Origin of the sequence: Sulfurimonas sp. HSL-3221, from assembly GCF_021044585.1 — a bacterium.
GTDB lineage: Bacteria > Campylobacterota > Campylobacteria > Campylobacterales > Sulfurimonadaceae > Thiomicrolovo > Thiomicrolovo sulfuroxydans.
In genome coordinates this window covers 208,079-230,352 of sequence record NZ_CP087998.1, presented here as the reverse complement: position 1 = coordinate 230,352, position 22,274 = coordinate 208,079, and the positions used below count along the sequence as shown (strand labels likewise).

Sequence of the window (22,274 nt, the reverse complement as noted above, 5' to 3'; positions counted from 1 at the left end):
GTAAGGAAATATTATTTTTTCCAGTCCACGAAAAAGAATTTTTGTAGTAGCTAAAACCTATCCGACCCGTTCGAAAAAATATGGTGAACTGATGTGTACTGCCGGAATTACGGAAAACGGCGATTGGATCAGAATCTATCCAATCCCTTTTCGTACAATGGAAGACTATAAAAAATTCAATAGGTACACCTGGTTAGATGCTGAAGTCACCGCAGATTCCCGCGATCCTCGTCCCGAAAGCTTCCGAATTAATACAAGTACCATGGACATACTCGACAATGTACCCCCTCAAGGAGATTGGGGAAGACGTCGACAATTAATACTTCAAAACTCCAAAGTGTATACCAATCTCTCTTTCATCCTAGACGCTGCAAAGAGCAATAAATTCTCTCTATGTACTTTTAAGCCAACGGAGTATTTGGGCGTCAAAATAGAAGCTAATCTCAAGCCAGCACCTTCCAAGAAGGATGAACTAGAATTCCTAAATTCAACACGATCGTTATTCGATGATGAAGAGACGAGATCCGAATTTACGGCCATGCCCCATATACCCTACAAGTTCAAGTTACATTTTAAAGATGATGAAGGCGTTGAAAGCTCAATGAGTATCATTGATTGGGAAATTTCTCAATTATATTTAAATGAAAAAAATAGACATGGGAAAAATGTTGCGCAGCAAAAGGTCAAAGAAAAACTTGAAACTTTTATTAAAAATAAGGATCTGTATCTCTTCCTTGGTACAATGAAACAAATGCACATTCGAAAAGCAAGAAATCCCTACACCATCATTGGCTTATTCTATCCACCTTTTACAAAGCGATATCAGCCTAGCCTATTTTGAATCTGAGGAACTATTTCAAATTTTTACCACATCAATAAATATGATTTTTAGTCACTATACGACTTTTGCTTCTTGTAGACAGCAGTTCCTTGACTTCTTTCAAACAGATATTGAGCTTATTCACATCGCTTGCTCATCCTGCTGCGTAACTGCTCTTGAATCTAGACACTAGGCGTGTGAAATCTCATCAAGCCCAAGTATCCCCTTTAGTTGTTCAAGATCAACTATTGTAGGCGAATGACTGTGCGCAGATACATACTGCCCATTTGCCTTGACTAAGCGCCCAACGCACTCCCGCAAAAGTTTCTGCGCATCACTGTCAACAAATACTTCCTCGTTTTTAATAAAACGTCGTTCACCTTCTTCTGCCGATGTAAAAATGCCTTCTCTCCCCTCGAAGCTTGCCCCAAATACACCGTTTTCATGGTCTTCGATTGTAATCGTAACCGCCTTCTTATCAAAGAGCAGCGTAATGTGCTGTATTATTCCCACAATGATCCTTTTGTAATTTTCAATCTACATGCTTCCAACATACGTAATGCTCCCCCAAAACACTCAGTCTTCATACTGACATCATTTAACTACTACACTTTTATTCGACAATTATAGACGCATTTCTATTACACTGTCTATCTTGTCATTTCTGAGATGCTTCCTACTTATTCCTTTTAAAAAAGTATCGAACGATTCTCGCCCAGGGACTGTGTGATATCTGTATCTCTACTTCTTCCTTTGCTCGATAGTACTGTTCTTTATCCTCAAGATCCCTTTCTTTGACTTCACGGATCTGTTCATCAGAAAAACCATAAGACCACTTTACCTTCCCTTTTTTGATAAAGTAATGCGACTGGCATGGGAAATCCCAATTCCCGATTGAGGGATCAAGTGAAACTGTTTCTCCATCAAATATCAATTTCCATCCTGCTGGTGATAGGGAGGTAAAAACCTCCCTTTTACAACCACATGCACAGAGATGCAATGTTGTCTTATAGGGGATAGAGATATATAACACTCCCTCATCCGGTTTCTCTGGAATAAATTCGACAAATTCATGTCTCATGTCTTCACCAGGCCAAGGGTATTAATACTAAACATCACCTGTCCTTCATCCACAAGCGATTGGTAGAACCCGAGATGTTGCTTCCATCTTAGGACTGCAATTGCAGCATTAAGCCCATTCAATTCAGCGATCTGGATATTAGTGCTATAAGCGTTATCCACTCCTTCGCTGAAATCAATCATCCTTCTAAGCCCCTTGTGCTCTTCTGCCATAAAGGCGGTAGTGCGCACTGACCCACGCAACACTTTTTCTTCAATTGTCAACCCCATTCCAACATCTATATAGGGGATATCATTCCCATCAAGATAATCGAAAATCAAACGCTTAATTTCACCGCTGTCGATGGAAACAAACACAAAATCCATCTCCTTCAACAGCTCCATATGTTGCTCCGTCATAAAGAGAGAATGCGCGCGTATCCCTTTGTGCATCTTGGAATATATGTCACTCAAATAGTCGACTTTGCTCATCCCTTCATTGAGTTGCTCTATGGAGGGAGCACCCGGAGCGCGGAATGCATTATGTGTCAGGAAAGCATCCCCGTCAAAAAGATGAATCTCTTTAACAGGCGTCTTGGCTATAAAATCAAGGATATAGGACCCTGTCCCACCTAAACCGACAATACCTATCTTTTGCTCCGCAAACATTTCTGTAAGTTCGGTGATCGATGCTCTGCTTGCATTCGTGTCGACGTAGTTGAATACTGAAGTGACATCATCTTCAAGTGGACGGAAACGTTTCGCATCCATTGATGAATCAATCACCTGGGCCTGAGCCTGTAGGATATTGATGTATGTAATCATTTTATGATGATAATCTCTATATCCTCCGCTTGGCTTACTTGAAAAAGACATCTTGGTTATGATACCATTACCATGATTTGTCTCAATAGTTTGATGCATTATTTCATTGATCGGACGTCCGTCCGCAAAGCAGGGCTGACTCCCTGCAAAATGCGCGACGTGCATATTGTCGTAGGCGGCTTTCTCACCTTGAAGCGCCAATGTCGAGACCAATGTTCCTATTGATACTTTTCTTTCAGCAGTCACGTAGGGAACATCATCTATCACCAAGAGTCCTCCTTTTATGTGTACGCTGAAACCTTCATCACGTAATCGTTTTAAATCAGGGCTACGATTTATTAGTTGTGTCGACATTGAACACCATCCCATCTTTAATGACAACGAAACCACCTGGCGCCAATGTACCTTCTGCATTTCCGTGTTCTCCACGTTCATACGTAATTATATAGAGGGTTGTTTGACCACCTGCAGGAATCTTAGCAAGTTCAAGAACCTGTTCATACGTAAGTTTGTGGTCTTTGACCGTAACTGGTCTACCATTGATGATAATGCTATATTCTTTGTTCTGTCCGGGTGCATTACTTCCGTTGTTGTTTTCGCCAGGCATGTATACTCCTTATATAGTCGTCATAGCGATTGAATGGCCACCTCATTGAGATAACCAAAAGGACTCTGCAAGATTCACATCCTAGTGAACCTCTGATATAATTATACACCACTTCAAGACCAAAAAAAAGGTCTTGAAGTACTCTTTTTTTAAAGGACCCATTTGAAATATAAAGCACAAGAAGTCGTTGTCATTATCTTAAATGAGCTTTCCAGAAGCCAATCTGTGGTCCTTTCCAGTTTCGCTGATTTTTATGATGTAAACGAATTAACCCTGGCAAGAAATTTTCGAGATGTAAGAGATCATTTTTATTCCGATGACATTGAATACGTTAGAAAAGAAAAACTTTGGATAGCAAAACGCCCAAGGTTTTTGGACGATTCCTTTATCAAAGCAGAAGAGGCCGTCGTTTTAACCGGTATCCTAAAAAATAGCTCTCACTTTGGGCACTCCCTGTCCCAACAAGTGGGATTAATTGTCAATTACTATAAAAAGAGACGCTATTACAACCTACTTCAGCCGGACACTATTGAAGATGCAGAGCCAATGAAATCATTCTTTGCTACCGTTGAAATGGCCATAAGGGCTGGGCAATATATCAATCTCCATTATCGAAAAAACGGTGAAATAAAGCAGCGCGAAGTTTTACCAATACGAATAGCGAATATGGAATACTACTGGTATCTTATCGGTGAGTTTAAAACAGATTCTGGAAAAGAAATACGTTATCTTGCATTTAGAAAAATTGAAAAGATCGAACCTATTAATAGTTATGCAAAATATAGTGTACTTCGGGAATTGCGGCATCAAGTCAAAGATTCAAACAAAGGTATGAATGCTTTCTACAAACCTTACCAAAAACATAAGAAAGTTAAAGTCATGATCCCAGAACACTTTGAAGAATACATAAAAAGTACACCCTATTTTAGTACTTGGAAGCGCGCTACAGGTTCAAAGATTATTGAAGATAAAAAATATATTTTTTACAATATTATTACTACGGATGGAGATGAATACAGAGATATCATACCGACAATACAAAAATACATGCCTGATGTAGTTGTATGTAATAATGATGAGAATCAAGAACTCATCAGGATAATGAGAGAACGTTCACTTATGTATGCAAAACTACTTGAAGAATCAGGCTCTTAAGTTCATTTGACTTGCGGCGAAAAGAATAGTTTTATCACATACGGTTGCTCCGCATATAAGGTAATTCAATCTTTCATTCCTTGACAGGTTCAATCATTATTTCCAATCAATTATGCTACTATCTTTCAACAATACTTTGATATGAATCTCAAATAACCTATGGACTCTTTCCCGTTAATAAAATCTTTCCCTAATGACAAAACTCTCCGTGTTATATGGTGGTACGGTCCTGTAATCAACACTACATTAAGTTCAAGTGTCCCAATGGTAGAAATATCAACAAAAGAGATTAAATCAAATGGATCTCTATCAAATACTGCACAAGTGTTTAAAGTGCCTCTTACGGAACTGGACATCATTAGGATTGGAAGCGTTTGGGAAGGACAAAGAAAAACTGGACGCAATTGGCAACGGCTGAAACATGAGCAATTTTCTTTCGACTTTACCATTGATGCGCCGGAAGTAATAACATTTAGCAGTAAAGACCCATTAACGTCAAATTACTTTATCCCTTCGAGCCAATACTGGCTAGGGGATATGGGCAAGGTTGCCACATACCATTTTTTGAATTCGACGCTCACCAAACTACGTACCATAAGCGGAGCCACCATATTGATACCAGGGCTTGAATTCCTAACCAGTGCAGTCGTTCCTTACCACAAGCAGTTCAGATCCCACTTACTCCACTACAACCTTCCTGATTTCCTGGAACTGCATGTCAAAAAGGCCAAAGAGGAAGATGTTCGATACGTTATTGAATCCCGAGAAAACCATTTGTCAGAGAATATGACATTGTTGGCATATTTAAAGCTTAATAAGGCTTCGTTCCAAAGACTCAGTCGACTATGGGCGAGTGTGCAAAGGACAAGGGCTATGCCAAATGGGCGGCCCTATGAAGACAGATACCCAGAGGTTCTCCCTTTCCATCCTACAAGCATGGCTCTGAGTGGTAGAGGCCTTTGGGTAGACAATCAGACATTCCTCATCTTGCGTATAACGGGTGTATCACAACCCCAAGATTTCAAAGTCGAATGCCTCGAAACGGAATACCGCACTAACGATCCCGAAAGAACAGATAGCTCTCCAAAGGGTCTCAAAAACCCTAGAATTATTGACCAGGAAGATCTGGGTGTCGACGGAATGAACGACCCAGGGATTAAAACAGGGAGGGCCTTTATAAGATCCGAAGTAAAACTTCTCGGCCCGACTGCGCCTGTGACCAGATCAACCGCGATCAAAGAAATTGAAGGTATGCCCCCCGCCAACCATGAAGGTTATGAAGAGGTGACCGGTCTTTCGTCTGGTGATCCGACCAATAGAAAGGACTCTGAAGGTATCGCGCAGTTGAAGCAGAGTAAAGCGCCAGCGGACCTATCCGGATTACTTTCTAAAACAGTTGATGCACTGACCGAAATGGTCAAAGATGTTGATTCCCAAGTTTCTGATTTTCATTTTGTTGGGAATGATGGCACCGAAAGTCATGGTTCCTCTTACTGTACTATCAGAAAAAAGCAGTTAGATAAAAACATAAAAGGTCGCTGGCATCTTCATAGATACAAAAATCTGAACAAGACGTTATATACATACAGACATTTTCTCTTAGTTAAAATCTATCTAGAAGATGGTAAAAGTGCCTACCTGCTTGAAATTGAAAGGACACAGAAAAGCGATGCTTTTGCAGGTCTTCTTTTCAGTGCCATGTCAAATAATATTACTGCAGATGAAATCGTCAGGCTCCTCCAAAAAGTCGTTCAGCACAAAGGGCGATTTCACGCAGTTGCCAAGTCAGTGGAAGCTGGTGGAAAAATACAAATTAGAAAACTAGAACTACCAGTTTACAAATCATATGTTTTCAGACACAAAGACATTTATAACTCTTTAAAAAATGCTATCAAAAAAGCCTACCAGTCACATATTTTTTGTTGATTGTAATCTAGAGCAAGTGTCTATGTGCCAATGAAGGGAAACCGATTCGTGGGCAGAACGGAGAAAAAGTCACTTAAAAATAAAGTGCACAGCGGGTTTCTCGGCATTCTCCTGCATTGCTTCCATCATTAAATGATGTGACGCATCTGTTGCACTTTTGAACAATGAAGATTTCCCATAACTTCGTAGTCCATAGATCACTTCAGCCATAATATTAGTCATGATAACAAGGAGCAGACATGCAGACAACACAAACGCAATTGAATCATGCACTGCTGCAGACAACATCATTCCTGGAATCATCAACCCAACCAAGACAGAAATCTTACGTGGAGAGACGGTCTTTATCTTTTCACGCTTCTGTCCAGCCGCTATTGCCGTATTAATAAACTTCTGAATTTCTCGTCCATCATCGAACTCATTGAGGAAACGCTGGTTAGCCATGAGCTTGTCAAGCTTTATGCCATTTGGCATAACATCATAGTCATCTTTTTTTTCATCCAAGAGCGTTCGTTTTGGGCTAGATTCCCGTTCCATGTCATAATCAGAAATGAAACCGTCCACAATCATAGATTGCTCTCTAAAATACAACGCAATAAGCGGAGCAAGCAGATACATTGAGGTTAGCGATGCTGTAGGATTTCCTGCGAAAAGTCCAACAAAGTATGTTGAAAGGCTAAATTGTCTGAAATAAGGGCCAAGAATCGGTACCCACTGAAATAGGATTAAAAAGTAATCAAGTACTAAGACGTAATATACTGGCTTGGAAAGGTACCTGTCAATAAAACTAAGCCATTCGCTCCATTTGTTGTATCTTGTAATGGTTTGTCTCGCTAATTCATCTACACTGGCTGCTTGAAGTTCCTTTTTATCCGCAAATTGATTCCCCAACCTCCAGTATCCCGCCTTTCTAGTACTTTTGTGCAGTTGATGAATTAGTTTGTGCGTGCAGTGCCAAAAAATTGGCCCTACTCCATGCCTTATCAAAAGCATCGACAAACAGTTCGGCATCTACAGGCCGATTGAATGTCCCTCGAGCATTTACATTCTTGAGACCGTTGCAAGGTGTCTCAATGCTTCCCTGCTCATATCGAATTCCACGTTTGTCAATAATCATAAAATTGTTCAGTTCCATTCGTTCCGATGCATCATCTTCATTTGCTATAACAATTCCTGTAGATAATGTCTTCACACTGACTCTTTCTTGAAACAGGTCATTATAGGCAGCATACGCAGGGTTTTCATGTAATGGCTTTCTAGAAATAATCTGGAACTGTACTTTTTTCTCGGCTGCAGATTCGAAGGCATTAATGACATCTGACCGGTTATAAAACTCTTCACAAAAACTTGTCGTAAATAATCTTATTTCTTTAGTTGCGCTTTTCACAAGCTCTGAAACCAAAATAGCTGCATGTTCTACAGAATCATTGTCGATTAGACTATCGCTTTGCGTTTTGCTTAGATAACCCAATAACTCTTTATAGTCATTGAGCGAGAGCTCTTCAATTTTCATATAACCCCCTTTACAGGATTCCAAAAAGCGGCAGATTTTGGAATCTGCCGCTTTCTCAACAATATGGCATTCAGCCTTTTAAAATAAAAAGTAGCGAAATCATACCACAAAAAATTGCAGAAATTGCCGACCACACCGTATGAATTCCAGTATATCATGTTTAATTCATATACAGAAAAACAGACACAAAAGTCGATTAAGCCCAAGCCATTTGTTCCCAATTCCTACAACAGTACAATGTCTTCTAAACATCTTTCTCGAAGATATATTACACTTTGACAATATGCAAGATTCTCTCTGGCTGAATATCGACAATTTTTCTATTTAGCACATTACACATGTCATCCAAACAGCAGAGCAGCAACCTTTTTATGTATTACCTGGTGGTTTACAAAGTAAATCATCTAAGGTTATACGATTGACTGACGCAGTATGTTATAAACATCAACCTCTGATTGCTCTAATAATTCTTCAAGAGCTTCTGAACTCTTTTCTAGAGCCAGACTTCGCTCTTCATCAGAAATTGGAATTATTTGCAACCAAGCCACTTTCTTATTTTCAAATTCTATAGTTTCTAATCTATTATCCCAAACAAAGGGAGGGACAAACAAGAGATGCTTCATCTCAATTGATGAATCATACATTGAAATAATATTATCAAAAATCACACCTGGGTAGCATTCCCACTTGGAGTTCATTATGTTGAATGCAGCAGTCGCTAAAACATTCGGAAAATAATCGATATTTGCATACGACGCACCTACTAATTCAACACGAACTTCATATTCTTTCCCATCAATGTATAGAGGTGAGTCAGACAAGCCAATTGTTGCATACGACAATAACTTTTCATCTTCACTTGTCAATATGTCAACACTTTTTTCTTCTTTTTCATCATAGTATCGCCTAACCTTTGCAGTACCACCAAAAGCATCTCTTGCCATTTTTGCTAAAGCTATATTTTCGTTTGATACTTCTGACATATCAACTGCTCCTTAATTACCAAAGTATGTATCTGTTTTATCCTCTCCAGCATGGCTACGATTACTTTGTGGTAGCTCTGGTCTGTAGTGCTCAGGATTATTATGTTCATCAAGAAACTTTTCTCGAGAGATTCCTCTTTCTTCAGCGCTCTTTTGATGTTTTCTAAATTCATATCCTGGTTTATGCCCCATATCCCATGACTTTTCTTTACTCATAAATTGACCAGTTTTAGGATCACGAACTCTGCCGGTCTTAGAATCTGTAGCATTATCCCAAACTTTGTCCCTGACGCCTTTTCTGTAATTTGATGGTCTAGAATAATTAACCTTTTTGGCTGCCTGAACGGCATCACCACCCTTACGCGCGAGCTTTGTTGCCCCAGCCGGAACATACGGAATTAATACTGCAACTGAATCAGCAGCAAGATCTACAACACCTTCACCGACAAGCTTCTGATTTCCTGTCGCATATCCTACACCTATTTTCCCAACATCCCAAACTACGCTCGCAATATCCCACACTGTGTCGATAGGAATGTTCCCATCGGGATCAGACAGAACGATAGGGTTATTGTAAGAATATGTAAAAAGATTCAAATTCCGGGGATTATATACACCATCATTACCTTGACCATTCATATACCGTGAAAGTATTTGGTCAGGATTTTGCCAAACAGAAGTTCTCGGATCATAATAACGCGCTCCGAAGTAATACAATCCAGTCATCTCATCATACTCTTTACCCGTAAACCTGTATGGAGTTCTTTGGGTATTGGAGTGCTCATGCCCAAAAGTCTCACCTGAAGGGAAATATTCCAGATGCTCAAATACTTTTCCGTTACGGTCGGAGATGAAACTTGAGCTTCCCAGATGGTCAAGGTGGTAGTAATACTGCTCTTTTTCCAGAATCGGCTGACTGTTTCCCTTGCCATTGTTATCCGACTCTTTTTTGGCAAGCTTCGTAGCAATCCTTTGGCTACCGACAAAGAAGTGCTTGCTAGAAACTTCACCCTCTCTGATCACGTAGTACGGGTTAACGTAGAATGTCTCGCCCTGTGACGTACGTTTGAGAGTTCGCTCGCCGTCAGCATCATATACATAGTAGCTTGTTTCGCCGTTGTCACTAACCGAAGCAATCCGGTTCTCCTCATCCCACTTAATGACTCTGTTGGTGTGATTCTTGAGGTTCTCCCAGCCGATCTGGTTTCCATTGGCATCATAGGTGAACTTCCGCTCACCAATTCTACTCGCAGCATGTGGCTGCATCCCGGTATAACTGTAAATCCAGTTATAACTAGTCCCTTTCTGCTCAATCCACTTGTCTCCTTCGTACGGCAAACGTTCGTGGAGCTGGTTTTTCGACTGGATATTTCCAATAGTGTCGTAGACCATCTTCAGGTCATAGCGATGCTCATGCCCCTGGCGGGTAACCCAATCTCCATTTGCACCGGTAAGCTGATAAAGGTTGTCATAACTGAAATTTTGCTGCGTCTCACCGCCGAAATACGGGGAATCAACTGGGACCCCTGCTCTATTGTTGATACCAAGAATATTCTGCATAGCATCATAGGCGTAAACGTCGTCCATAAAGGTCCGCTGATCATTGGCTGCAACTATGTTAGCAAGTCTTCTGCGCTCTGGTTCGTACGCATAGGTCATCGTTGTATCATTGGCATAACGTACAAATACACGTTGACCAAACTTGTCATAAGTCAATGTCTTGAGGTAGTCATATTTATGACTACCTTTTCGACCTTCCATTGCGCTCAATTTTCCACCGCGGTCATAGGTATGCGTCAGTACTTCACCATCAGGATACGTAAGCTCCCGTAGACGGTTCCATGTATCATACCGGTAGCCTGTAATATACGTCTTCGGCTCAGTGCCTGTAAAAGTGAAGAGAGTACGCGTTTCCTTTGTCGTCTCACCCAACTTACCGTATTCGAAACGGCGTATGCCACTGCCGTCGGTAATACTTATGACGCGTCCAACGTTGTAGTTCGATGCATCGTCCCCGTAGGTGTAAGTGGCATTGTTCTGCGGGTTTTCTGGATAGGCAATATGACTCAGACGGTTGTAATCGTACTCATAGCTGATAGACTTGCCTGTAGCCCGAAGGTTTGGAGTGATTTTCTCTATTACATTGCCCGCGGCGTCGTATACTGACTTGATTAACCCCGTATCAGGGTTACTGATGTCGGTACGTCGGCCAGCCAAGTCATAAACAGCCTGAGTAAGATTTTCTTTGTCATCAAGAACGCTGATTAGTTCGTTTACCGCATTGTAACTGTAGCTCGTCCAGATATCTTCTTGTTCTGCCAATGGATTGTGCTGCAGAACTGAGGTGATCCTATTCCGGACGTCTTTGAAGTTTTCAGCCTCGTTGCCGTTAGCGTCAATACGGAGCGTATGGAAGCGCATAACGCCTTGACGGTCTGCACCAAAGTCATAAGCGTTGGCAAGGGTAGCACCGTCAGGCAAGGTTGTTAGCGTTTTCCGATCAAGGATATCGTAATGCGTTCTCGTTGGAGCGATATTATCTATGTCTGTGTTGAACGTTTCTTTAGAAGCTGGCATTTCTGAAACGGGATAGTACACAGCTACAGTACGACCAAAGCTGTCAAACACTATGTGGCCAGATACAACCATGCCGTCAAGTGCCACTCCATCTTTGTCTTCATCTATTGCGGCGTCTTTTTTCGTTTGGACAACCCGCATCAAACCGTCGATGAAAGTAACGGTATCAATAGTGTCCGGACGGCCTTCGTCGTAATGCTCTGTCACGGCATAAGGCGTCTCTTCCTCCGGGTAGTAATGATGTGTAATTGTCGTATCGCCTGTACCTGCTTCGAGCGGGCCGGTGATCGTTTCGACACGTCCCTTTGCATCAAGTGTAGTGACAACGGGTTGATTATTTATATCAGTCTGATTCGTCTGTACGCCGAATCTATAATCGTAAGCCGCAGTGGCGGTGTAACCAAAGCTATCATGCATAACGGTCGTATATGTATTAACGACGTCGTCCATAACGTAATGGACCGCATACCGCTGTCCCTTATGGTTTGGTGGGTTGGTGATGCTTTCAAGGTTACCGTATGCATCGTACGTCATGTCAGTATTGAGTGGAGCCGCTCCAGAGTTAACTCTCACTTGCGTTACCGCACCTCTTTCGTTAACAGTCGCTTCACGGTGGCGTAAAAGGTTGTTGCCAGCATCATAAATGTGTATTGTTTGGGGCACGGATAAGATATAAGCATCAAGATCCTGGTAATAAGTGACATAGGCCTTGTAATCGTCAGACGGGTCACTCATCTCACCATAATCCGTCTGGGTCCGTATATTCCCGTACCGATCATATGTATACTCCAACACCATGCGCTGACCAGCCTGGGCTGTCCCTTCGTAGTACAGCGTCTGTTGGCGCTGCAGCTGCGGGAATGTCACGCGACCGTCTTCATCTTTCTCCTCATCACTCATTGTCTGCTGAGTAAAGATGTCCACAGTGTTGTAACTATTAAAGTTCTCGACGTAAGTCCGGTTGGCATCGTCAATCACTTTGGAATAATCAAGCAAACCCTTTTCATAGTAGTTCCCATTAATATAATGGCTGACGGTTTTACGATATACGCTATCGCTATTCGCCGTGTCTAAATCTACAGCCGTCACCCATGCGAAGCCATAGAATTCTCGTTCATGGCGATCATAATACCCGTCTTTATAGTAGAGACGTTTTTTCATAGTATCTGCACCGTCTCCGCTATGACCATCAAAGACTTCGACCGTATCAAGAACCCACTTGCTATGCGGATTTTGGTAAGTATTTCCACTGCGTTTATAATCAAGATTGATCACAGCTCCAAGTGGACGCTCAACACTTTTAAGAAGATTCGTCCTACCGATAGTCGAACGCTTGACAGCAAGGTTGTTCGAATCGGAAGAGCTTAAATAATCAGGATAGCCGTCTCCGTCAATATCACTGAGCATAGCTTTGTCCCTGCTGCCACCCTCGCCGACAGAGCCTCCGGGATTCACACAGAAACGAATCGGAGGCAATGGGATATTGACACAAGCGGTGATATAGCCATTGGCATCGCCGCTAAGAGTCTCGCTCTCATAAAGACCGCCTGCGCCACTCCATTCAATTGTATCCGTATAGCCGTTCCCGGTGTTGATCCTTGCCATGACTGAACCGGCACCATTGATATAAACCTCGTCAATCAACCCATCACCATTCAGATCGCTCAGTGTGTGTTTGTGCTTATTATCAGATGTATTGATTGACAACCCGGCGCTGATACTGTAATTCACCAGGTTGATACTCGCGCCAGCACCAAGGGATTCGCTCTCTCCCGTTTGAATCTCTCCATAACCCCACTCCTCGGCAACATCAGTAAAGCGGTAGCCCAGATTCAACCGTACATTGCCGTTCTTGTCAACGCGGTCGGGAAGTCCATCCCCATTGATATCCCGATAAGAGTATTCGCCTTGATCATCGCAAGAACCCGCATAACCGGAAAGACCGGCACTTGGGTCATTACTGTCAGCGGCGTAGGCATTCGAGCTCCCCGACGTCACGAGCTCAGCGAAAGCAAACGTTCCGGCACTAAGCGTTTCTGAATGCGCCTCTCCGTAGGTCGGGAAACCGCCAATAATACCGCTGCTAATATTACTATCAAGCGAACCATACCGGGTCGTATACTGCAGCCGGTCATTGCCGACGATATCCGGGTATCGGTCCCCATTCATGTCGATAAAGTCCGTTAACGTCTTATTGGTCTGATCAGAAACGGAGACACCCAGCAAGAAGCCGGCCGAATAACCTTGAGCCTCGCTTTTCATCACCTTGCTAATCCCACGAACCGGTACGCCGTTTTCACCATCAACCGCAATTGGGTTGTCCTGCTCGATACTCTTAAGGCCAAGCCGCGATGCACTGATCGTCGTGCGTCCCAACTGGGTATCGGTATCAACACCCTGCCAGAGATCAGCTTCGCTTCTGGCGAACATGATAATGAACATAGACGTTGCCGGGTCATAACCGTAGGTGTCGAAAGCGTTCTGCAGATCGTCTTTGCTGTTTGCATTGTCGAAGGCACCGGCGCCTGCGCCTCCACCATTAATACCACTGAAGCCCAGGAGACTTTCCATGATCGGCATAGTTGAGCGTCCATCATTTGCGTTGTAAACGAACTGCCCCCAATGACGATACATTGGACCAAAAATACTAAATGCTCTTCGTGCATGCACGCCGGCTTCATGATACAGGGTAATATTGTTGTCGATTTTGATTGAAACGGAAGCATCGTTTTGTCCCAGAAATGTCGCGAAATCACGATCGTTGGTGTGGTACTCAAAATAAATGCCATGCTTGTCTGTCAAATCAACGTTGTATGACTGCAGCGGGGTCACTAGCGAGCCGTCCTGGTATTCCACAACCTGCTTACCCAGCAATTCCGCATTTCGTTTGATACTGAAAACGGCACGGCCGTTATCATATGCCCCCAACACCAGTAACGGTTTGATCTTTGCCGAAGACATGTTCGCATCCGGAACCCATGGAATGGAAGCAACATACTCAGTAGAAAAAGTCTGTACTGTAGGTGTTGCATGAAGTTTCAAGAGGGCTACGTTGTTCTCATCGAAAAGAGTGATATTTTCGGGTGAGGCGACGTAAACTACTGTTGGAGTCCACACGACCTTCGACCAATCTACGTTGGTGTCTGAAACGACTTCAAAGCGGTATTTTTCCTCTTTCAACACATCTCGGTTTGGCAGGACGACCGTAGCATTTTGCTCAGCGCCACGGCCCATATTCTCCTCCCAGAGCACTGTATCCCCATTCTGTGAATCCACTTTCACAAAACGTAAGATGACATCATCACTTGTCACTGTCTTACTAAATGTCGATTGAATGGAAACTGTACCCTCAATCGGCATCGTAACGTCGTACCCGGAGAGAAGAAAATCCTCTTTGGCATCGTATTGGTAAACCGGCAAGTTATTTGCGTCAAGGCGGTCAGTTTTATCCGTATAGGAGATAATTGGTGCCCAACTCACCTTATCGTACATGCCATCATTAATTGAATCGACGCGGAAATAGATACGATCACCCTGTTGCACCGCAACGGAGCTAACGCCGGTCGGAGTCTTGGTAGCATAATCGTCAGAGGCAATCTTCTCACTCCAAAGCGTAACTTCCCTGTGTTCGATTGAAACCATAACACCATCAGCTTTCAGATAATCCGGCCGCTCTTCACTGGTATCCTGAATGAGATTTACCGGTGCATAGATTGAGACAACCCCCGCCTCCGGCGCCTCCCATACTTTGACAGTATCATGCAGCGGGTTTTCGCTGTCCAGCTGGGCACGTTCTTCAGCGGTTTGTTCCGGGATCCACCCCTCGGAATTCACCGAGCCGCTCTGCGCAATCGGGTTGGGAGTATCTGCACTGTTTAGGGTAAAGATCGGCTTGCCTTCGCTGTCGATATGGTTGTAATAGACGACTCCTTTTTTTACTACATCAATCAGACCATCACCGTTTACATCGGAGAAATAGATATCCGTTGTCGTCGTTGTCTTGCTTTTATTTACGCCGGCAAACGCATAATAGTGTGCTTCTGCACCCCTGTTTGAAGAATTCGACTTACTGTGGTGGAAGGCACCTACTCCATAAATCAGTTTGGCGACGCCAAAGCGTTCAATCCCGGAGTGTGAAAGGTTCTTTTTGTATTTGAGGTGATCGCCATCGTCAAATACCTGATCTGGCAAGGAGTCGCCATCAATATCGACAAAAGCTAGTACGCCGTTATCTTCGGTCCAGCTGGATCCAGCCTTGCCCCCGACAGTAAACGTTTTGGAATTCGTGTCGCCGACAGGCCCAACCGTTGCTGAAGCACTGAGCGTCTTGGTTTTTGAAATAGAACCGCTCAAAGCCGAGAGGAACCCGATCTGCGATATCACGCTGCTGCTCTTCACCTCCGGAGCAGACTGAATAACATAAACCTTCTGTCCGTTGACAATCGCACTTCTCAGTGCCGGCGCAGTTACCGATGCAGTACTTGCCCCTTCATCGGTCGCAGCAGTACTATTGCTATCGGTAGCAGCGTTGGCACTCTGCAGTGTACGCGTTGGATCCGAAACAGCCCCCATGAGGTCAGCAACCTTCACCGGTGAAATGTTGTCCCCATCTGCCGCCATAAAGACGTATTCTCCCCAGCCGCGGTAGAAGACCTCGTAGTTAAGTGGCAATTCGGAAAGACCCGCCGCATCAAACTCGACAGTTTTGCCGTTCAACGTTGCGTCCGGATGCCAATAAGTTGTTTCGACGCCGGACACCGTTCCAAGACTGCTATAATCGACATAGACGTCCTGCCCTTGGGTAACGTCAACACTCAACGGCTTATAGGCCCCAGTCATTAATGTTTGCATTGTTATTTGCTGCTTGGCCAGCAGTTCGCCGCCGGACTTGACAGTGAAGTTTAACGGTTCTGCTCCATCCCATGTTCCTGGTACTGCTGCGTCGAAAAGCATCGTTCCATCTGACGGCACGCTCCAGGCCGTACTCTCTTTCAAGGGACGGTAAAGTGTAAAGGCGGGCCGAATCTCCGTGGCCAAAGCCGGCAGATCGACATCTCCGAGGATCACCCGGTCGATGAAACGTTTCTTCATACTTTTGTATGTAACAACCGGTTTCCAAACAATCGCTTTTGCATCGATAGGACTTTGCGTGGAAACGACAGCAAATACCTTGTCTCCCGCTTCAACATCGAATTCGCCATATTCCGGTTCTTCTTGCAGCTTATTCTGTGCCTTACTGGCATAGCTCCACAGGACACTGCTTTGATCTGAAGCCGCACTGTATTTCACAAGCGAAAGGTTGACATCATCCGAAAGGGATTCTTTGAGAATTTCTCCTTGTACAATAATGGTACCGCTGTAAGGCAAGTCGGCAGCAGCAGCCAACGGAAGGAATTCTTTCGTATAGCTGTAGTCATACAGAGGTAGGTTGTTCGCGTCAAACGTGCCTACGGGTTTATCCAAATACGAAACCGCAGGGCTCCATGAAACGACGTCATTAAACCCGTTAGAAAGGCCATGAACTCTGAAAAGAATCAAATCGTCTTTTTGAACAATGATTGCATCAGTGCCTTCAGGGTATTTGACGTTGAAATCGTCCGGAGCAATTACTGTATTCCAAACCTCACGATCCTGGTGTTGCACCGAGACGCGCACACCATCTGCTTGGTCGTTTGTCCCCACGGAAACAAGGGCAAGCGGAGCATCAATAGCGACCGTCCCAGCAAAAGGTGCTTGCCAGACACGGATGTAATCCAGCGCTGTGTCATCCCCGCTGGAATATATCAGGTCCGCTACGCCGTCACGGGCTGTTTCCGCAATGGCTTCGTCATCAACACCCTGCACGGACACCTGAACATGCTCAAATCCACTTTTGCTACTTAAGCCTTCCGCCAGGGCATTCCCCTTGGATACGATACCCTCAAGATCAAGGTTGAGACGCGAATGTTCATTCACATGGGAGAGGGCTTCCATCAGCCCTTTAATACTGGTCTCTGTACTCGAAGTGGAAACCACAGACGATGGTGTCGCCATCGGCGTTGTCGTTGCCGATCCGGATGTACTTGTAGTAACCAAAGGTGCCGCAGGAACTGTCGTTTCATTGGAAGGTACGGCGTCGTAAGCAACAGGGTCCACAGACCACTGCTTCTTCTCCTTTTCGAACGGTGCGTATTTGCCGTCTTTCCGGACATCGTCAAAATAATTGAATGTATGGGTGTTAAAGAGTGACCCTTCCGCATCGTATTGTTCAATCTTTTTGAGAAGCGTCTTCTCGAAGGCACCCTTCGTATATTCAAATGAATATGTGCGGAACGTAGTTTCCTGGAAACGGATTTCCACTTTTCTCAAGAGATCTGCAGTAACCCGTTTAAAGCCTAGTCTTGCACTTATCGTAATATCGTCTCGGCGGGGCTCTTGCAGATCCCGGTCACGGATGAACACAACGTCATATGCCCCGTCATCTCCGTTGAATCCGGTATAATTGATTTTCTTAACATAAAGTTCGAATCCATCAACGCCTCCTTTTCCATCACCCATACCGGAATCCCGCACCTTCTCGTACGTATAATTCACAGTATTGCCATAGACGTCGATTGACTGTACAAGCGCCCAATGTCCAATATTGCCAAACGAATCGGTTAACACCGCTGCATGGTCGACCCCGCTAGATGGTTTACCCCCATAAAAGCTCTTTGCACCATTTTTAGACGTCACTTCCCACCAATAGTGCTTCGGATCACTCCCGTGCCTGACAACTTTATTGAATGTCCCCTCTACACGAGGGTAAAAACGCTTCTCGGATGTCCGGGAAACCGGTGCACTACGATGCGCCTGGGGAGCAAGCTGCTGCCCTCCAAGCATATATGTTTCACTTTCATTATCATCGTAATAGTGCGGTACACCCCACCTCGTATCAATACCGACACTCGGTGTCGAAAGGTTCCATCCAAGTCCCATCCATGAATTCGAAGAACCGGAACTATAGTTGACATTTAGCTGCGGCATCATGCCGTGTCTTCCGCCAGGAATCTCCAGAGGATAACTCAATTGCGCATCCCCCTGCGTTGACGCCTTCGGTGGCTGGATAAGATTGATCTTTGCGCCAGGATTCGCCACTTTTAGATCTTTAATCTGCGTAGCGCCATATGCCTTTGCCTGCGGGGCATCGGGAGTTTTAATGACGGCATTGATCATATCCGTAAAGTGGGTAGTTGTCGAGGCAACTACTCCCGATGCAGCCGCTACTTTCGGCAGAGGCAGCCATCGCCCGGTCTCTTCGTCAAAGAAATATGTCTTGACATCTTTGGCGCTACTCCCCTTTGGAAGCTTACTCTCGTCGTAAGCCAACTCCAGCCGGTTTTCCTTATCGAACTTGGTTCCATGTGGCAAGAAGCGATAACCCTGCTGATCTTTGGTGACATTGACCATGCCTGGATCCAGCGGGGGGAGATCCCTCTCTCCAAGAGTAGAGACCTTGATTTGGCGATTTGCTTTCAATGCCTGCTTCTGTACCTCAAGCGTTGCTTCACCCAATGTAATACGAGTTGTCTTCCCAGCTCTTGCCAAGACGCTTCGGGTTTGCAAGACGGGCTGCTTTCCACTGAGAAGCGCGACACCGCTCTCGCTGAGTTGCACGCTTTTTGCTTGCATAAGGGCTAGCGTCGTATTGACTGCGACCTTTTCGTTTAACGTGGTGCCATTTTCCATCACTGCGTGGACTACAACTTCTTTTGTGCCCTTTACCTTGACGAGACTCTCAAAAGCTCCCCCGTTGACAGGTACAGCCTTCCCGTCAACCGTCACTTTTTTGATGTTTTGGCCATTTGCCTGTACAAACCCCCGAATATAGGCATACTCTTTATATGATAGGCCCTTCTGGGGCGTGAACACTGCAAGGCGAGCACCCGCAGTTTGCTCAAGCTTCTTGGCAGTCGAAAGGGAAAGCACTGCATTGCTTACTGAGTAAGGTTCAGGAATCTCTCCTCTCTCATGATTGATGAATTTGACTCGGTTAAAGCCGGCATGGAGTGATTCCGGATTAATCTCTTCGCGGACATGAACCTTCTTCTTTGCCCCATTCGTGCTTGTCGCCTGTATTAGTAAACCGCCCAAAGCGAGTTCGTCGTTAATAGCTCGGATCACGCTGGCGCCGCCACTGACGCCCTCCACGTCATACTCCAGCCATGCGCGGGCGATCTGGCCAGCATGCAACGCCGTCGTCAACGCAAACGTCGTGCTGCCATACTCCTGTTTCACTGACTTTTGCATTGGATAGACGTTACGGTATCCATCTTTGATACCCGTATCATCGAAAACGCGACTGGAAGAGTTTTCTATCTTCTGGTCAGACAAGAATTGAATCTCTCCTACACCTCTGCCATTTTTTTTCGAAGGAACCATTGAAATACGGATTTTTTCAGCGGCAATCGGTTCTGCCACGGAATAAGTATGCCACTGAGAAGAAGGTTGTTTAAGACCACTCCACGCCTGGCACTGTTCCCATACTCCATTGATGAAGTAGTCAACGCTGATTTCGTAGTCTGTTCCCCCTAGAAGCTTCAAACCTTTCAGGAGTACCGGAGCATTGAAATCACGTTCAACCAGTACAGCTTTTTCAGGTGAAAAAACAGAATGATTATTTCCATCAAACATCAGTAAAGATGGGTCTGATTCCTTATGAGAATTTTGCTGTGCCCCCAAAAGAAAAGGAGCGGTCACACTCCTTACAGATGCCTGGGCAGTGCCTATCGTAGAGGAAAAAAGAAAGACCGAAGCGAGCACCGGGGAAATGACTGTTGAAAGCTTTCTCATAAAATGAAACATTCTCATCCTTTTAATTTCGTATTATGTCGGTAGTGTTAAATTGTAAAAATTGGGAGTGTTGTAATTCAAGCACCGGCTTCTGATAGAACCGGAAGCACATTGCAGTCGCCAAAGCTTTTAGTCAACTCATCATTCAGGTAAAGGCCAATGCTGTGGTCCTCACTAAACTTAAGTTCCAAGGTGGATCCACTGCCAAGAAGCGCCATGTCACCTGAATCAGGGCAAACACCCTCTTTGAATTGCATTGCTTTCTCGGTCTTGACGCCCATCCAATCGCCGACGGCATCGGTTTTCAAATATCCGTTCACTGCGATACGCATCGTGTCACCGACAATATCAAGCGCATATTTGTATTGGTCAAACTCGACCTTTTTGCCATCAATGGTTCTCTCACCCGAAGTGACATAAGCAATGTGGCCGCTAGAAAGAGTGTATGTCGTCTTGGGTGTTTTGTAAGAGGTACTGCTATTTTCCAAACTATAGTCCGACAATGTATAGCTGACGCTTCCGGTCGTATCGTCATAAATGACTGTAATCTTTCCATTCGTCGTTGTCGTTCCTTCTACACAGTTCTCATAGCTTAGTTCTGCGCTGCCTTCCGAACCGTTGGAATATATCATTCCCCCTCCACTGCAAGTCGAGACCGTCTCTTTTTTTGAATCTGATTCTCCTTTGATACTTGCAAGCGCTTCAGCATATGACATCGAAGAGGGATCCGGTGTTTTTGTCTCTTTCACAGAGGGGAGTTGTGGCGTAGTACTGTCTATAGAATCGAAAAGTGTAGCAACTAAGAGCTGCTGATTACTCGTGTCAATATTAACGCTCGCCTGATGATCGCTATCACCGCTATTACAACCTATAAAAGCTAGACTCACCCCTGACAGTAATAATAAACTGGTCTGTTTGGAAAAATGCCTGATCATTACTCATTGAACCTTTCTCTACTACAAAATCCGTCATCATTTGAAGAAACATAGTAGATTTATTTTGGTTATTTTAATTAATTTTTCACAATAGTATATGTTTGTTTCTAATTATTTACTTAATTATGTATCACTGTAACAGTATGGAAATAAATTTATTAATGTGAAGATATATGTTAGTGTGCCCTATACTTGGTTGTTCTTTTATACAACTCTAGAGCTTGAATGAGTCAAACAGTGTGCTTGCAATTTTCATTCATCATTGACACGAATGTTCCAGCCTGCAGTCCGGCTGAAAATCTGCATACGCACCATCTAGGTGTTAAACTTTAGAAGGAGTCTTCGAATACTCTCTTGATGTGATTATGTTCATCCACCTTGCTAAGAACGACCTCATGAAATTCTTCATCAATGTGTACAATTTGACATTTGCCGTCTGGGCAGAGTTTGACCATTTCATCCTCCCCCAATGCCATACCCAGGGGTCTGACATAAACCGAGACTCCTCTAGCCAGCACCTCATTCCCCAATCCGATTACTTGAGAGTTTCTAAGATCCGAAATCGTAGGAATTTCAACCTTCATGATAACTAGTCAACCTTTTTACTCACACCAGTCTTTTGTCTTTCTACCACCATCGTAAGGCACGGCAAAACCACTGGTTATCAGTCCCCGAGCGAGACTTCTCCCATCCACATAGACATCTGCAACAATTCGAAAATACTTTCCTCGTTTCATATGCCTTAATTCAATCGTATTCGCAGCCCTCAAGGCATGTACAGTGTACTGCTTTGCTTTGCGTGCCAGGATTTTTTCTTTATCACACTTCCCTCTTATCTCGGGCGTATCAATGCCGTTTAGCCGAATGGGGATGCGTTCTCCTATAATTCCGGGATAACCTAATATATTCACCCTAAATGTGTCCCCATCATAAATACTTGTCACTTCTGCAATCCGGACATTCCCAAAATCTTTCTCATGAATGGATATTGCTGATAGTAAAGCTGTCAATAGTAAGAGTATGGCAAGAGTTTTTATCATTTCATTTCCTTGTATCGACTATC

14 protein-coding genes are annotated in these 22,274 nt (G+C 44.1%); 3 read left to right on the top strand and 11 right to left on the bottom strand.

The features are described from left to right. Positions 1–10: 10 nt before the first annotated feature. Positions 11–841 carry a DUF8758 domain-containing protein gene (locus LOH54_RS01160; protein ID WP_497022895.1) on the top strand — a complete coding sequence of 277 codons (831 nt, stop codon included), beginning with the start codon at positions 11–13 and terminating at the stop codon, positions 839–841. A 168-nt stretch (positions 842–1,009) separates the two neighbouring features. On the opposite strand, the gene LOH54_RS01155 is transcribed toward LOH54_RS01160, so the two are convergent. The 4 genes from LOH54_RS01155 to LOH54_RS01140 form a co-directional block, all read right to left on the bottom strand. Next, a complete protein-coding gene (locus LOH54_RS01155; protein WP_231019799.1) occupies positions 1,010–1,333 on the bottom strand; it encodes a hypothetical protein in 324 nt (107 codons plus the stop codon). 163 nt (positions 1,334–1,496) lie between these two features. Further along, positions 1,497–1,901, bottom strand: a complete 405-nt coding sequence (locus tag LOH54_RS01150; RefSeq protein ID WP_231019797.1) for a ubiquitination-like system serine protease family protein — start codon at positions 1,899–1,901, stop codon at positions 1,497–1,499. Beyond that, positions 1,898–3,058: a ThiF family adenylyltransferase gene (locus LOH54_RS01145; protein WP_231019795.1), complete on the bottom strand. Its 1,161-nt coding sequence runs from the start codon at positions 3,056–3,058 to the stop codon at positions 1,898–1,900. Before LOH54_RS01145 ends, LOH54_RS01150 begins: the two co-directional genes overlap by 4 nt. Beyond that, on the bottom strand, positions 3,033–3,311 hold the full coding sequence (locus LOH54_RS01140) for a multiubiquitin domain-containing protein (RefSeq protein ID WP_231019793.1): 279 nt from the start codon (positions 3,309–3,311) through the stop codon (positions 3,033–3,035). Before LOH54_RS01140 ends, LOH54_RS01145 begins: the two co-directional genes overlap by 26 nt. Positions 3,312–3,473: 162 nt before the next feature. On the opposite strand from LOH54_RS01140, the gene LOH54_RS01135 reads away from it, so the two are divergent. Beyond that, positions 3,474–4,466 carry a WYL domain-containing protein gene (locus LOH54_RS01135; RefSeq protein ID WP_231019791.1) on the top strand — a complete coding sequence of 331 codons (993 nt, stop codon included), beginning with the start codon at positions 3,474–3,476 and terminating at the stop codon, positions 4,464–4,466. 264 nt (positions 4,467–4,730) lie between these two features. Continuing rightward, positions 4,731–6,392: a hypothetical protein gene (locus LOH54_RS01130; protein ID WP_231019789.1), complete on the top strand. Its 1,662-nt coding sequence runs from the start codon at positions 4,731–4,733 to the stop codon at positions 6,390–6,392. 69 nt (positions 6,393–6,461) lie between these two features. Here LOH54_RS01130 and LOH54_RS01125 read toward each other — a convergent pair whose 3' ends face one another. From LOH54_RS01125 to LOH54_RS01090, 7 genes are all read right to left on the bottom strand, one after another. Then, complete coding sequence (locus LOH54_RS01125; protein ID WP_231019787.1) at positions 6,462–7,283, bottom strand: hypothetical protein; 822 nt, start codon at positions 7,281–7,283, stop codon at positions 6,462–6,464. Positions 7,284–7,302: 19 nt separating this feature from the next. Then, positions 7,303–7,905 carry a hypothetical protein gene (locus LOH54_RS01120; RefSeq protein WP_231019786.1) on the bottom strand — a complete coding sequence of 201 codons (603 nt, stop codon included), beginning with the start codon at positions 7,903–7,905 and terminating at the stop codon, positions 7,303–7,305. Between the two features lie 410 nt (positions 7,906–8,315). Then, the gene (locus LOH54_RS01115) at positions 8,316–8,888 is read right to left on the bottom strand and encodes a suppressor of fused domain protein (protein WP_231019784.1); all 573 of its coding nucleotides are present in this window, start codon (positions 8,886–8,888) and stop codon (positions 8,316–8,318) included. Positions 8,889–8,900: 12 nt separating this feature from the next. Beyond that, entirely contained in the window at positions 8,901–20,288 is an 11,388-nt protein-coding gene (locus LOH54_RS01105) for a SpvB/TcaC N-terminal domain-containing protein (protein WP_283949355.1), read from the bottom strand. Positions 20,289–20,353: 65 nt separating this feature from the next. After that, positions 20,354–21,211: a hypothetical protein gene (locus tag LOH54_RS01100; RefSeq protein WP_231019782.1), complete on the bottom strand. Its 858-nt coding sequence runs from the start codon at positions 21,209–21,211 to the stop codon at positions 20,354–20,356. A 329-nt stretch (positions 21,212–21,540) separates the two neighbouring features. Next, positions 21,541–21,795 (bottom strand): hypothetical protein, encoded by a 255-nt coding sequence (locus LOH54_RS01095; RefSeq protein ID WP_231019781.1) that lies wholly within the window; start codon positions 21,793–21,795, stop codon positions 21,541–21,543. A gap of 18 nt (positions 21,796–21,813) precedes the next feature. Further along, positions 21,814–22,251 carry a thermonuclease family protein gene (locus tag LOH54_RS01090; protein WP_231019779.1) on the bottom strand — a complete coding sequence of 146 codons (438 nt, stop codon included), beginning with the start codon at positions 22,249–22,251 and terminating at the stop codon, positions 21,814–21,816. Positions 22,252–22,274: the final 23 nt, after the last annotated feature.

What these genes read in the sequence shown, in the direction of transcription:
- LOH54_RS01150 (WP_231019797.1), bottom strand. Translation starts at nt 1,901, where the DNA reads ATGAGACATGAATTTGTCGAATTTATTCCAGAGAAACCGGATGAGGGA.
- LOH54_RS01145 (WP_231019795.1), bottom strand. Translation starts at nt 3,058, where the DNA reads ATGTCGACACAACTAATAAATCGTAGCCCTGATTTAAAACGATTACGT.
- LOH54_RS01140 (WP_231019793.1), bottom strand. Translation starts at nt 3,311, where the DNA reads ATGCCTGGCGAAAACAACAACGGAAGTAATGCACCCGGACAGAACAAA.
- LOH54_RS01130 (WP_231019789.1), top strand. Translation starts at nt 4,731, where the DNA reads ATGGTAGAAATATCAACAAAAGAGATTAAATCAAATGGATCTCTATCA.
- LOH54_RS01120 (WP_231019786.1), bottom strand. Translation starts at nt 7,905, where the DNA reads ATGAAAATTGAAGAGCTCTCGCTCAATGACTATAAAGAGTTATTGGGT.
- LOH54_RS01115 (WP_231019784.1), bottom strand. Translation starts at nt 8,888, where the DNA reads ATGTCAGAAGTATCAAACGAAAATATAGCTTTAGCAAAAATGGCAAGA.
- LOH54_RS01105 (WP_283949355.1), bottom strand. Translation starts at nt 20,288, where the DNA reads ATGTTTCATTTTATGAGAAAGCTTTCAACAGTCATTTCCCCGGTGCTC.
- LOH54_RS01100 (WP_231019782.1), bottom strand. Translation starts at nt 21,211, where the DNA reads ATGATCAGGCATTTTTCCAAACAGACCAGTTTATTATTACTGTCAGGG.
- LOH54_RS01095 (WP_231019781.1), bottom strand. Translation starts at nt 21,795, where the DNA reads ATGAAGGTTGAAATTCCTACGATTTCGGATCTTAGAAACTCTCAAGTA.
- LOH54_RS01090 (WP_231019779.1), bottom strand. Translation starts at nt 22,251, where the DNA reads ATGATAAAAACTCTTGCCATACTCTTACTATTGACAGCTTTACTATCA.